The organism is Bacteroidota bacterium (assembly GCA_020402865.1).
Lineage (GTDB): Bacteria > Bacteroidota > Bacteroidia > Palsa-965 > Palsa-965.
In genome coordinates this window covers 1-13,483 of record JADBYT010000023.1, presented here as the reverse complement: position 1 = coordinate 13,483, position 13,483 = coordinate 1, and the positions used below count along the sequence as shown (strand labels likewise).

Annotated in this window: 11 protein-coding genes; 5 read left to right on the top strand and 6 right to left on the bottom strand. The window is 48.8% G+C overall.

Features of this window, described 5'->3' with window-relative positions; translation table 11 throughout:
- Positions 1-4 precede the first annotated feature (4 nt).
- The 3 genes from IM638_14985 to IM638_14975 all read right to left on the bottom strand — a co-directional run bounded on the left by IM638_14985 (position 5) and on the right by IM638_14975 (position 3,209).
- A complete protein-coding gene (locus tag IM638_14985; GenBank protein MCA6364341.1) occupies positions 5-949 on the bottom strand; it encodes a carboxypeptidase regulatory-like domain-containing protein in 945 nt (314 codons plus the stop codon).
- Positions 950-1,104: 155 nt separating this feature from the next.
- A complete protein-coding gene (locus IM638_14980; GenBank protein MCA6364340.1) occupies positions 1,105-2,556 on the bottom strand; it encodes a glycosyltransferase family 39 protein in 1,452 nt (483 codons plus the stop codon).
- Positions 2,556-3,209 carry an MBL fold metallo-hydrolase gene (locus IM638_14975; protein MCA6364339.1) on the bottom strand — a complete coding sequence of 218 codons (654 nt, stop codon included), beginning with the start codon at positions 3,207-3,209 and terminating at the stop codon, positions 2,556-2,558. The genes IM638_14980 and IM638_14975 overlap by 1 nt, the downstream gene beginning before the upstream one ends.
- Before the next feature lie 132 nt (positions 3,210-3,341).
- On the opposite strand from IM638_14975, the gene IM638_14970 reads away from it, so the two are divergent.
- Positions 3,342-6,662 carry a PD40 domain-containing protein gene (locus tag IM638_14970; protein MCA6364338.1) on the top strand — a complete coding sequence of 1,107 codons (3,321 nt, stop codon included), beginning with the start codon at positions 3,342-3,344 and terminating at the stop codon, positions 6,660-6,662.
- A 6-nt stretch (positions 6,663-6,668) separates the two neighbouring features.
- Positions 6,669-7,889, top strand: a complete 1,221-nt coding sequence (locus IM638_14965; GenBank protein ID MCA6364337.1) for an amidohydrolase — start codon at positions 6,669-6,671, stop codon at positions 7,887-7,889.
- A gap of 58 nt (positions 7,890-7,947) precedes the next feature.
- On the opposite strand, the gene IM638_14960 is transcribed toward IM638_14965, so the two are convergent.
- Together IM638_14960 and IM638_14955 are read right to left on the bottom strand one after the other, a co-directional pair.
- Positions 7,948-8,748, bottom strand: coding sequence for a nucleotidyl transferase AbiEii/AbiGii toxin family protein (locus IM638_14960; GenBank protein MCA6364336.1), 801 nt, complete (start codon positions 8,746-8,748; stop codon positions 7,948-7,950).
- Positions 8,749-8,750: 2 nt separating this feature from the next.
- The gene (locus IM638_14955; GenBank protein ID MCA6364335.1) at positions 8,751-9,563 is read right to left on the bottom strand and encodes a type IV toxin-antitoxin system AbiEi family antitoxin; all 813 of its coding nucleotides are present in this window, start codon (positions 9,561-9,563) and stop codon (positions 8,751-8,753) included.
- Between the two features lie 251 nt (positions 9,564-9,814).
- Between IM638_14955 and IM638_14950 the strand changes: the two genes are divergently transcribed.
- The 3 genes from IM638_14950 to IM638_14940 are packed head-to-tail and all read left to right on the top strand — an operon-like array spanning position 9,815 to position 13,145.
- The gene (locus IM638_14950) at positions 9,815-10,396 is read left to right on the top strand and encodes a 7-carboxy-7-deazaguanine synthase QueE (protein ID MCA6364334.1); all 582 of its coding nucleotides are present in this window, start codon (positions 9,815-9,817) and stop codon (positions 10,394-10,396) included.
- A gap of 1 nt (position 10,397) precedes the next feature.
- Positions 10,398-12,362: a PD40 domain-containing protein gene (locus IM638_14945; protein ID MCA6364333.1), complete on the top strand. Its 1,965-nt coding sequence runs from the start codon at positions 10,398-10,400 to the stop codon at positions 12,360-12,362.
- Between the two features lie 9 nt (positions 12,363-12,371).
- Complete coding sequence (locus tag IM638_14940; GenBank protein ID MCA6364332.1) at positions 12,372-13,145, top strand: class I SAM-dependent methyltransferase; 774 nt, start codon at positions 12,372-12,374, stop codon at positions 13,143-13,145.
- A gap of 62 nt (positions 13,146-13,207) precedes the next feature.
- Here the strand turns inward: IM638_14940 and IM638_14935 are convergent.
- The coding region (locus IM638_14935) for a hypothetical protein (GenBank protein MCA6364331.1) at positions 13,208-13,483 on the bottom strand (276 nt) is incomplete at its 5' end.

Genomic DNA, 13,483 nt, shown 5'->3' with positions numbered 1-13,483 from the left:
ATCTTTAACGGGGATCATTATTGAGTGCCGGTGCAGCAGCAGGAGCCTGAGGCGGGGTTTGCGGCAGCTGAGCCGGGGTGCTTTCGCTGCTTTGCGGCTGTTGAGGTTGTGCCTGTGTGCTGTCGGCCGGGGCTTGTTCAATAATTACATCGCCGGTTTGGGTTTTGCCGCGCTTGGCATCTTCGGCTTTCTGCTTTTCGGCGGCTTCATCAGCAGCAGCCTGATACATGTTTTGTTTATCGAGCCAGCCGCTTACATAGTTTTTGGTGGTAATGATTACCGCGCCGCCCGAGAGGTCGCCATACTCGGCAGGAATACCGCCCGAAAGCACGGTTACCTGTCCAACAGCCAGCCCCGGAACCGATGCGCTGCCATATATCTTTTCGCCATCCACAAACAACTGCGACTGGCCGGGACGTGAGCCGCGCATAACAAGCTGGCCTGATTGAGTCTGGCTGCAGGAAGAGCATACGTTTGTAACCATATCGTTTATGTTACCACGTTCTACAGCCATGTGTTTTACCTGATCGGCAGTGATATTGGTGAGTGTAGAATAAGAAGGGTCAACCGGTCCTTTAATATAGGTATCCACTACTTCTGCCACCTTACACGTATCACAGGTTTTAATTTGCATCGGATAGGTGATGTAGGCCGTTTGTCCGGCGCTCACCATTACACTGCGTTTAGTATATGATTTATAGCCCACCATGCGGGCCTCTACATCATACGTGCCGGCTGATACGGCGCGGAGGAACACAATACCATCCATATCGGCAGTGCCGCCAATGTTGGTGCCCACTATGCGTACCACTGCACCGGGCAGGGCCTGACTATTTTCGTCGAGAACAGTAGCTTTGATGGTGCCCGAACCATCGGCCTGTGCGGCAAGGGCTATACTGAAAAGGAAAGCCGGAAGAAACAGGGCAAAACGGAGAAGTTGCGTTTTCATAACAATGAGTTTTATCGGATGTGCATTTCGTTTATTGAGCGGCTCACATACTGAAAACGCAGTGCGCTCCGAAATTCCACACATACCTGATCAATTTCTCATAAACTGGTACTGAAAATGCAATAAGTGGTAGTGATAATAACGTATCTGGCCCTTTACTTTTTTACGGGGGCAGCAATAATCAGCTTCACGTTGTTTTTTTCAAATGTTTCGAGCACCCGGAAGTTTGCCGTGTCTTTCAACAGCAGTTCCATTTCGTCGCCGGTTTCAAAACTGCTTAATGCAATGTAGTCGGCAGTGGTTCTGTCGCTTGTCACATTCGCACGCACTGAGGCGGCATCTACATAGCCTTGCCTCGGGTCTGTCAAGGCATTTTTTATCAGAAACGGGGCATATAAAACAGGTGTGCGGTGTTCGGGCAAAGTGAGCCAGTGGCTGGCCTGCTGCATGACCAGTACCGCATCGGCATACCCTCGCTCGCTGTCGTCTTTGCCGGCATAGGTGATGAGATTCACAAGCGAGGGAACCGGCAATACAAGAAAACAAAGCCAGAGTACCCACCGGGGTATGCTAAACGATGAAATGAATGCTGCTACGGTGATTACAAGCAATACAATCAGCACCAGCACATAGCGTCCGGAGTAAAAATTAATTATACTCAGCAGCAGAAAAACCAATGCAAAAAGACCAAATGCGGCAAGCAGTTTTTTGGATGCCGGCTGAAGGGAAAATTTTCCGGAATAACCCAGCGCAGCAGCGATGGCAAGCACAGCTACAAAAATGTTTCTTCCCTGATAAATGAAAATGAAGTTGGTGTATTGAAGAAACTGATGCTTGATGAAAAAGAATTTCAGGTGCATCAGTTCGAGATGGTAGGGAAAGAACATCCACCCGCGCACCGCTTTCTGCCAGAGGAGAAAAGCAATAAACACAAGTGCAGGACTGTTTATTTTAAGCAGTATCTGCAAATGCTTTTTCAATTCGTTTCGTTGTTTGAGTAAACAAAGAAAGCGATGTAGCGAAAGCGCGGCAAACAGTGCTACTGCAGTTTCTTTGGTGAGTACAGCGGCAGCCGCAAACAGGGCATACTGCCACCATTTTTGCCGTGCATAGGCATCAAGCGCAAGCAGCAGCCACATCGAGAGCATAACTTCAGGCAGCACAAGTGCCGATTGTGCAAAAAACAAGGGCTGCACGCACAGCAGCAGCACACCCAGCAGCCCGGCCGTAAGGTTAAACCAGCGGCTGAGTATGCGGTACACACTCCACAAAAGCAGCAATGAAATACTCAGCGCATAACTATGCAGCGATAGTTCCGAAAGTCCGAAAATACCCGCCCAGAGACTGCCGAAAAAATGAAACAGCAACGGATGTCCGCGCGTAAGTTCGGCCGGAATAGCATCGGGTGCAAGTGAAGGCCCGGCCGCCGTCATTTCGTGAATGGCCGGCGCATACACCCAGGCTTCATCCCAGTAATAGGGCAACTGCAGGTAAGGCAGTTTTGCCACCACGAATATCACGCAGCATAGCGCAAACAGTAAATGCGCAGCAGCCGGTTTCAATGCAAACCGGCTTGGTGTGTTGTGTGACGGCGGTGTTTCCTGCATCAGTAGCCTGCTTTCTTCCCGGCAAAGGGATTGTGTATTTTTTCGTGTCCGATAGTGGTGTACGGGCCGTGCCCCGGATACACCGTGGTATTTTCGGGCAGCACGAAAAGTTTTTCGCGTATGCTTTGCATGAGTTGTGCGGTATTGCCACCTGGCAAATCTGTGCGCCCCACGCTTTCGCGGAAAAGTACGTCGCCACCTATGAGTGTGGCTGAAGGCGCATGATAATAGCAGAAATGTCCCGGCGAATGCCCCGGTGCGAAAATGATTTCCAGCGTGGTATTGCCAAATGAAATGTGCTCATGTGCTTCAATATGTTTTGCCACCGGCGGCTGTAAATCGCCCGGCACACCGTATAGCTGACAGCTGAGTTCGTAGCGGTCAAGCACACTTTGCTCGTTTACCGGAATTTCCAGGCCGAGATTCCAGCGGCTGCTTACAAAATGATTCCCCAGCACATGATCGAGGTGGCAGTGTGTGTTGATGAGCCGTACCGGCTTCAGGTTGTTTTTCTCAATAAAATCAGCCAGTTCCTGTTGTTCATCAGCATTAAAACACCCCGGATCAATAATGATACACTCCGAAGTATCGTCGAACAGTAAATAGGTGTTTTCGTAAAACGGGTTGAAGACAAATGTGTTAAGCTGCAGCATGCTGCAAATATAACCGTTCGGGGCAAGTCTGGATTTACGGTTCAAAAAGCAAAAAACATGGCAGCCGGGAGTGCATTTTCCTTAACTTTAGCTGCCGAGCCATAATTCAGGCGCGCAAGCTGATTTAATCGTATGCATCGTTTTCTGTTGCCGGTTTTGTTTTGTTTACTTCCGTTTATGGCGGAAGCTCAGTTTTACAATGGTTCGCAAACTGATTTCGGAAAAAACCGGTTGCAGTTTCAGGACTTTAAGTGGAATTACCTGCGCTTCCCGAAATACGATGTGTATTATAACACAGGCGGCAAGGAAATGGCTATTTATGTGGCGCGCACGGCAAAAAATCACCTGGCCGATATTGAACGTTTTTTCGACTATCCGCTCGAAAGCCGCATTGAATTTGTGGTGTACAACAAGCAGGAAGATTTTAAGCAAAGCAATGCGGGGTACACCAACGACGATAATGCCAATGTGGGTGGCACCACGCGGCTGGCCGGCACCAAAGTGTTTTTGTACTACGAAGGTGATCATTTAAGGCTTGAAGAACAGATTCGTGCAGGCATTGCCGAGATTATTCTTAATCAGATGATGTATGGCGGCAATGCCCGCGACATGATTAAGAATTCCACACTGCTTTCGCTGCCTGAGTGGTACACCAAAGGTTTGATTTCTTATGTGGCGCAGGGATGGAATACCGATATCGACAGCCGCGTGCGTGATGGTATTCTCACAGGCCGTTTCCGCAAGTTCAATCACCTCACCGGCGAAGACGCCCGGCTGGCGGGACATTCTATCTGGTATTACATTTCCGAAAAATACAGCCCCGGTGTTATTCCGAATATTCTGTACATGACCCGCGTGAGCCGCAACGTGGAAAGTGCCATGCTCTTTGTAATCGGCACCAGCGTGAAAGTGCTGGCCATTGAATGGCAGGGGTATTTTCGCGAACGTTACCTGAGTGAAGATACTACGCGTACACTTCCGGGCGGATTAAAACCTGTTGCCAGGCCTAAAGCAGCCTATCATTACAGTCAGGCACGCATCAGTCCCGACGGAAAGCAAATTTGCTATGTCACCAACGAACTCGGTCAAACAAAACTCTGGCTGCAGGATCTGCAAAGCGGCAAACGTAAACGCCTGCTCAAGCTCGGACACAAAATTGATCGGATTAACGACTATTCCTATCCGCTGGTAAGCTGGCATCCCGGCAGTAAATTGCTTTCGTGGATTTATGAAAAAGCAGGCGAAACATTTCTTGTAATCTACGAACCCGAAACCGGCGATATTATTGAAAAGCCGATTTACAGTTTTATAAAGATTATCGACTTCAGTTACTCGCCAGACGGGACGCAGTTTGTCATGTCGGCCGTACAGAATGGTCAAACTGATATTTTTCTTTATACCATTTCGGGCGGAGCCATTACACCGCTGACAAAAGATGTGTACGATGATCTGAATCCGCGTTTTGTGGATGGCGGACGAAGTATTGTGTTCAGTTCGAACCGGGTGTCGGATTCGCTCACGGCATCGGTGAAAGGCCGTGAAGTTATACAGTTGCATACGTACGATTTGTTTTTGTACAATGTAAAAACGCGGTCGCCATTGTTGCGTCGTATTACCAACACGCCCGGTGTGAGTGAAACACAGCCTATGGCGTGGGACGATACCCATTTTACTTACCTGAGTGATCAGAATGGTGTGCGCAACCGGTTTGTCGGTTATTTCGACAGCGCCATTGCCTTTGTAGATACCGTTGCACATTACCGTTACTTTGCGCGTGCAGTGCCCGTTACCAATTATCAGTATTCGATTGTTGCGCATGATGTGGCACCGGCCTCAGGGCAGTATGCCGAAATTGTGTTTCATTCCGGACGATGGCATGTTTACACGCAGCAGCTTAAAAGCTTTACCGAACTTTCGCCGCAAAAACTGCGCAACACCATTCACCGCGACCGTGTAATTGAGATTGCCCGCATTGATGCCGAAATTGACTCCATAGCCAAAGCCAATCCACCCAAACCGCTTATTCCCCAGCAGAAAATGCAAATGCTGGAACCCGCTCCAACTCCCCGTTCCGATTCTTCTTTCATCGATATAAACAACTACACCTTTGGCAACAAACCGGTGCCAAAAACAGTAAAAGATTCTGTACCGCAAACTGCCACACCTGCAACAGATTCCGTTCCTAAATCAACTCCGGATCCGTTTCTGCTTCCCATCGTGCGTAACTACTACGTGCAATATTCGATTGAATATTTAACGGCACAACTCGATAACAGTTTCCTCAACATCGGCTATCAGCGTTTCACCGGCGGTAACTCGCCTGTGTATCTTAATCCTGGTTTTACCGGTTTGTTTAAAATCGGCCTCACGGATTTGCTCGAAGATCGTAAACTCACCGGTGGCGTACGTTTATCAGCCAGTTTGCAAAACAACGAATACCTGCTGATGTACGAAGACCGCACCCGGCGTTTAGACAAAACATGGATTTTGCACCGGCAGGCATTTCAGCGTGTGAATGGAACCGGTGGTTCTTCGAAAATTCTCACGCAAGAAGCGCGTTATGGAGTGAAATGGCCCATCAGCGAGGTGGCGTCCGTTCGCGGTCTGGCCGGCTACCGCAACGACCGCCGCGTGGTGCAGTCTGTTGATAATTCGTCACTCAATGCGCGCAATACGTATTTCAATGCAGCGAATTTAAAAGTGGAGTTTGTGTATGATAATACTATCAAACGCGGACTGAATCTATACAACGGAATGCGATTTAAAGTGTTTGCCGAAACCTTTCAGGGTCTCGATAGTCTTTGGGGAGCAAACAAAAAATCAAACCGATGGTTTAAGAATGATCTGTATGCTGTGGGTGTTGATTTCAGGTATTACCTGCGCATACACCGCGAGTTTATTCTTGCCACACGGATTTCGGGCGCTACTTCTTTCGGACGTGAAAAGCTGGTGTATTACATGGGCGGCGTAGATAACTGGCTGTTTCCGAAATTCGATCAGAGTGTGCGGGTGAGTCCTGATGAAAATTATGCCTATCAGACACTGGCCACACCCATGCGCGGCTTTCAGCAAAATATACGTAATGGGCACAGCTTTGCATTAATCAATGCCGAATTGCGCATGCCTATTTTCCGATACCTGCTTAACCGTCCGCTGCGCAGCGACTTTATCAATAATTTTCAGATCATCGGCTTCGGCGATCTGGGCACGGCATGGACGGGCAAGAGTCCGTATGATCCGAGCAATTCGTTAAACACGACTTACATTGGTGCCCCTGGCAACCCCATTGTGGTTGTGCTTCAGAATCATAAGGAGCCGCTGGTTGGCGGGTTCGGCTGGGGATTACGCAGCCGCATCTGGGGATATTTTGTACGGTTTGATGTGGCCTGGGGCGTGGAAGACCGTTTGATATTGCCGCGCCAGATGTACCTCTCTTTCAGCCTCGATTTTTAAACGTATATGAACAGGCAGGAATTAAAACAGGCCGTGCAGGATGCATCAAAAGCACTCCTGCCTAAACTTACAGTAATGCGTCGTCATTTGCATGCACACCCTGAGCTTTCGTTTCAGGAGCACGCCACGGCCGCATTTGTGGAAGAACAGCTTGCGGCTATGGGCATTCCTTACTTGCGCCTTTCAGGCACAGGCGTGGTGGCACTGATTGAAGGTATTCATCCGCATAAAAATGTGGTCGCTTTGCGAGGCGATATGGACGCGCTGCCTATTCAGGAGGCAAATACCACGGAATATCGTTCAACTGTGCCGGGTGTGATGCACGCCTGCGGGCACGATGTGCATACTACCTGCCTGCTGGGCGCAGCGCATATTTTGCAGCAGTTGCGAAATTCATTCAGCGGCACGGTAAAACTTATTTTCCAGCCCGGCGAAGAACTTCTGCCCGGCGGCGCATCGCTAATGATCCGCGATGGTGTGCTGGATGCACCCAAGCCGCAGGCCATCTTTGCGCAGCATGTGTTTCCCTCGCTGCCTGCGGGCAAAGTAGGTTTCCGCAGCGGCATGTACATGGCTTCTACCGATGAACTTTATATGACAGTAAGCGGCAAAGGAGGTCATGCCGCCATGCCGGCCGAGTATGTAAATCCGCTGCTCATTGCTTCGGCCGTACTGCTTAAACTGCAGGAACAGTTTATGAATGATGCCACCCGTTTGCCGCAAACACATGAAACACCGACCGTGCTGGCCTTTGGTAAAATAGAAGGCAAAGGCGCCACCAATGTCATTCCCGCCGAAGTAAAACTCGAAGGCACATTCCGCACCATGAACGAAAGCTGGCGTAAAGAAGCACATGCACTCATGCAACAGCTTGCAGCCGATACCGCACAGCAAATGGGTGGCCGTTGCGAACTGCGCATTGAACACGGCTATCCGTTTCTGGTAAACGACGAAACGCTTACCGGCCGCGCCCGTGCAGCTGCAGAAGAATATCTCGGCAAAGAAAATGTAACCGAACTCAGCCTGCGTATGACGGCAGAAGACTTTGCCTTTTTCTCGCAGCAAATGCCCGCCTGCTTTTATCGCCTCGGCACCGCCTCACCCGACGGACGTTTTACACACGGCGTGCATCATCCCAATTTCGACATTGATGAAGCCGCCCTCGAAACCGGCGCAGGATTATTGAGCTGGCTGGTACTTGAAGAGTTGATGGCTTTAGCCGGTTGAGAGAAATGTTTTGCGATAAGTAGCAGAAAGCAATACCTATCGCAAAATATTTCTTTCCTCATTTCTCAAGTAATTTCCTCAGTATTTTCTCATTCACAACTTCGAAAGCCTTAGTGGCATTATATTCTTCGTCGGGTCTGAGCAGGGCTTGAGTATCGCCCAGAAATTCGTCATCCAGCATTTTCTGTTCGATATTCTTTATTACCATTTTTCCTGTAGGAGGTGTGTCAACAGAATGCTTCATATACATTCTGTAGCAATAGATTATTTTATCATAATCCAGCTCCGGATAATTTACAATTGCCCGATACAAGTCAAACAAATCCCGGCCTTTTCGACGTTGATATAATGCTCTTAGTTTTGTGCCCAGCAATTCCTCAATTGAGTAGGTTTTAATATTGCATGATCCACTAAACCACGATGAATTAACAATAAATGGTATCTGTTGATGGCCATACACAGTAAAATGCTCACGGCAGTTTGTTTCTACCTTTAAACGTAATTGCTGCACAGGCGGGAACTCAGATTCAAAACGGAATTTAAGAGTGGTATTATTTGCCTTTTGTTCTACCGATGATTTGCCCAGGAACGAAAGTTGTTTTTGAATTCGTTGAACAGTTTTTTTAATCGGTTCCGGTTTGATCTGCACCAGATCAATGTCTTCCGAATACCTGGGCTGTGGTTTGATGTATAGCTTATGTAAAGCTGTTCCGCCTCTGAACGCCAGAGAGTCAAATAAAAAGTCATCCGTAAATAATTCAATAAGTGATCTGCAAATCACTAAATCCTGTTCAATCTGTTCGTTTGTTTGCCACGGTACAAACTCCGACCATTCTGTTATATATGCTCTCGGAATCATAGTTATATTTCAATATTTATATTAACAATTATTCTCCATCTGTTGCCTGAGCGGTATCCTTTTACTTTTCCCGATCCTTTGAGCGGAATCCGATAAAAGCGTTTTCTGCTTTTCATAAGCGAGCGATATAATGCATTGGCAAGACGTGGCTTATCCAGTACATTTTCCAGTAAATAACCCAGTCGCTGGATAGATGAAACAGGCTGGCTTTTGATTAGCCTGACCGTAAACAAGCTTACTTTGAACAGATCTGCCAGTTCAAGAATTATTGCAGAAGCTCTGTTTATCCCCCCAATACTCGTGGAATAGTGAATTAAATCCAAGGCTGTTTGTACTGGTGTGGAGACATTCATATAACCGGTTTCCGTTTTTAGTTTTACGTACATCCCGCTTGATATTTGTTTTTTGCCGATATAATTAATTCGCAGTCCGTTTTTAGTAGTTCGTCTTAAGGCGGGAAGAGTAGTAGTTACAAAAAATTCTTGCGGTTGCTGGTGAGCCGCTCCATGATATGCAGCGGCGCTGAGAAGACTTACATAATATTGGCGATTCAGAGACTTCATCAGCTCATCAACAAACATTGATGGGGGGAGTATTTTTTTTGACTTATACTGAGGTGCAATGATTATGTAGAAACCTCTATGAAAAGACAGAATACGTCCTTTTTCCGTGAGTCTGACAAGTGCAAACTTGATCGCTGTTTGAGAATGTCCGTTAAACGCTTTTCTCAGCTGATCAAGCGTAAAACTATATCTCCCTTTCGCAAGTTGTTCCGTTATCCAGTTCTCAACTGCGTTTTTTCGAAGAGTCCCCATAAAAGAATTATTTCACGAAAAGTAGTGAATAATAATACTTAACGCAAATTATTTCTTTCTACTTCCCATTGTAACTTCTCACGCCCCCGCGCATTATGGAAATAGCATTGCGGGCTGCCAGCCATTGCCTTTTGCGTACCTTTACGCACCATTAACAGCCATTTTCAGTGAAATTTCTCGGAAACGTTACCCCCACTTCATTAACACCCGAACAGCAACGCGAACTGGATGCCGGTCGTCTTTTGCCGATTATGGAAGAATTCTACACCATTCAGGGCGAAGGCTTTCATACCGGCAAGGCGGCCTATTTCATCAGGCTGGGCGGGTGCGATGTAGGTTGCCACTGGTGCGACGTGAAGGAAAGCTGGGATGCCTCGGCGCATCCGCTCACGCCGGCTGATCAGATTGTGGAAAATGCACTGAAACATCCGGCCAAAGCCGTGGTAGTTACCGGCGGCGAGCCTTCTGCTTTTCAGCTCGACTACCTTACCGCCCGGCTTCGAGAACATGGCATTGCCACGTTCATTGAAACTTCCGGAGCTTATCCGCTTACCGGAAACTGGGACTGGGTATGCCTTTCACCCAAAAAAACAAGTCGTCCGCAGCCCGAAAACTACAAAAGGGCACACGAATTGAAGGTGATCGTTTATAACAATGATGATTTTAACTGGGCCGAGGAAAATGCGGCGCTGGTTCCGGATAGCTGCATGCTTTTTCTGCAGCCCGAATGGAGCCGCGCAGAGCGCATGATGCCTCAGCTTGTGGACTACGTAATGCAGCATCCGAAGTGGAACATGTCGCTGCAAACACATAAATACATGCACATACCCTGATATGGTGAAACATTTGTTTATTCTCCTTCTTGCTGTGGCCGGTATCTTTACCTCGTGCCGCGCACAGCCGCTTTCTACCACCAACAAGAAAGCCGAAAAAGCGTTCCGGCTGGCGCAGCAATACCGCGATGCGTACAAGTACGAAGATGCGCTGAAAGAAATTGCCAAAGCGGTGGAAGCTGATCCCACGTTTGCCGAGCCGTATATTCTCAAAGCAAACATTCATGGCGAACGCAGGCAGTGGGCTGAGTGCGCAGATGCGTTTAACAAAGCATTTGCAGTAAATCCGAATGTGAGCTCGTACAGCTATTTCGACTGCGCCACCATAGAAATGAAAGTGGGCCGCTATGCTGATGCACGCAGGCATTTTCAGGAATTCATAAACCGTAAGCCGCCGGGGGTAAAGCAATCGTATTTCGACAAAGCCGAAAACGGTATTGCTTCCTGCAACTTTGCCGAACAGGCCATGAAAACACCGGTGCCGTTCAATCCTGTTAATGCCGGCAACGGAATTAACGGGGCCGATTGCGAATACTTCCCCAACATTACGGCCGATGAATCCATGTTCCTTTTTACCCGCAACAGCCGCCGTGCCGATGAAAACGGCGTGATGCGCGTGAGCCAGGAAGATTTCTTTGTGAGCTACCGCAACAACGGCGGCGAGTGGAGTGTGGCCACAGGCCTCAGCCCGATGGTAAATTCTGACCGCAATGAAGGTGCCCCCAGCCTCTCGCCCGACGGACGTTTCCTCTTTTTTGCAGCCTGCGAAGAATACGGCGATTACGGCAATGGCCGCATGGGTTTCGGGAGCTGTGATATTTTCTTTACCAAAAAAGTAAACGGACAGTGGACACGCGCCACCAACGTGGGCGCGCCACTCAACACCCGCCATTGGGAATCACAACCTTCGTTTTCGTCTGACGGGAAAACACTTTACTTCGTAAGCAACCGACCCGGCGGCTATGGCGACGGCGACATCTGGATGAGCCAGCTGCAGCCCGATAACACATGGACGCAGCCTGTCAATCTCGGCGAGGTAATAAACACCCCCGGCCGTGAAGAAGGTGTGTTCATCCATCCCGATAACCAGACACTTTACTTCGCATCCAGCGGCCACATCGGCATGGGCGGACTTGATCTTTATGTATCGCGCCGCATGCCCGACGGAAACTGGGGCAAGCCTGAAAACCTCGGTTATCCCATAAACACATTCAAAGACGAAAGCGGACTTATTGTAAACAGCAAAGGTAACTACGCTTATTTTTCGTCAGATCGCGCGGGTACGCTGGGTTGCGAAGATATTTACATGTTTGAACTGCCCAAAACCGCGCAGCCCGTGCAGGTGACCTACATGAAAGGTAAAGTGTACAATAAGCGCAACAGCAAGCCGCTTGGCGCTGCGTTTGAGCTTATTGATCTGGAAACAGGCATTACTGTTGCATCGTCGGTTTCGGATCCGGTGTCGGGCGAATTTCTGGTGTGTATTCCGGTAAATAAAAATTACGCACTCAATGTAAGCAGTGCGGGCTATTTATTTTTCTCCGAAACCTTCCAGCTCAAAGCAGCTGCCGAAGCCGGAAAGCCGGTGCAGCGCGATGTGCCCATGCAACCCATTGAAGTGGGCGGTACGGTTGAACTGAAGAACGTATTCTTTGAAACCGGCAAGTTTGATTTGCGTCCCGAATCGAAAGCCGAGCTGGATAAACTTATTGCATTCCTCAATGCCAACCCGAATATGCGCATTGAACTTGGCGGACATACCGACAATGTGGGTGCTTCGGCGGCCAATCTTACCCTTTCGCAAAACCGCGCCAAAGCCGTGCTCGATTATCTCGTAAAAGGCGGCATTCATGCGTCGCGCTTAGTGAGCAAAGGCTACGGCGATACCAAGCCGAAAGTAGCTAACGATACGCCGGAGAACAGGCAGATTAACCGCCGCACGGAATTCACCGTGTTGTCAAATTAAGGCTGCGCAATGTCGGGTTGGTTCAGGGCAAAAGCATGGCTCATATACAAGCGCGATGCAAAAAACCGTCACGGTGTGCATTCGCCGTTTGTATATGCACTCAACGACAAAGTTTTTCCTGAGGAGCGCGGGGCCGATTTCAGTAAGCACCCGGCCGAGGCGTGGCGCACACTTTGCCTCAACAACCACGATACAATTGATGTGGTTGATTTTGGCACCGGAGCCTCAGGCCCGCGCGTAGTGGCCGACATTGCCCGGAATGCCGCCAAATCGCCGCGTGCGGGGCAGTTTCTGTATCGTTTTGTAAAACATCTTGCGCCCGCCACCATGCTTGAGCTGGGTACATCGCTGGGCATTACCACACTCTATCAGCAAACCGCCGCACCCGATGCGAAGTTCATTACCATTGAAGGCTGCCCGAATATTTCGGCAATGGCAAAATCGGTATTTGAACAACAACACCTGAAAACCGAACTGCGTAACGGCACATTTGAAAACGAACTGCTGCCCGCGCTGCACACGCTCAGAAGCGTGGACTATGTGTATTTCGACGGCAATCACCGCAAGCAACCCACGCTCGAATACTTTCACGCCTGCCTGCCCTTTGCCCGTGAAAATTCAGTATTTGTGTTCGATGATATTCATTGGTCGGCAGAAATGGAGGAGGCTTGGAAAGAGATAAAAGCACATCCGCAGGTTACTGTAACGATTGATGTGTTTGATTTTGGTCTGGTGTTTTTCAGGAAAGGACAGGTGAGAGAAGATTTTGTGATTACGTGGTAAAATCAAAAACGGCTTCGCCAACCTGACGAAGCCGTTTCCGGGGATGTAGCCCTGACCAGAAATCAGCGCTGTGTAAAGTCTATTTTAATCATGTACACGGCATCGGGTGATACGGGTGCATTGTGTACATAGAATTTATTGAGGCGTTCAATTACAGCCTGCTTTTGTGCTTCGGTGGTGGCATCGCAGTGCTGGATGTTGATTTGTCCGTTGCCGTCGATAGTGAAAGTCACTACGGCTACTCCGCTGCCCAGTTGTGCTTTTTCAGTGGCACTGAAGCCAAGGCGGTTGTTGATGCGTTTCATCAGGTCGCGGTTGCCGTTGTTGGCGGCGGCGGT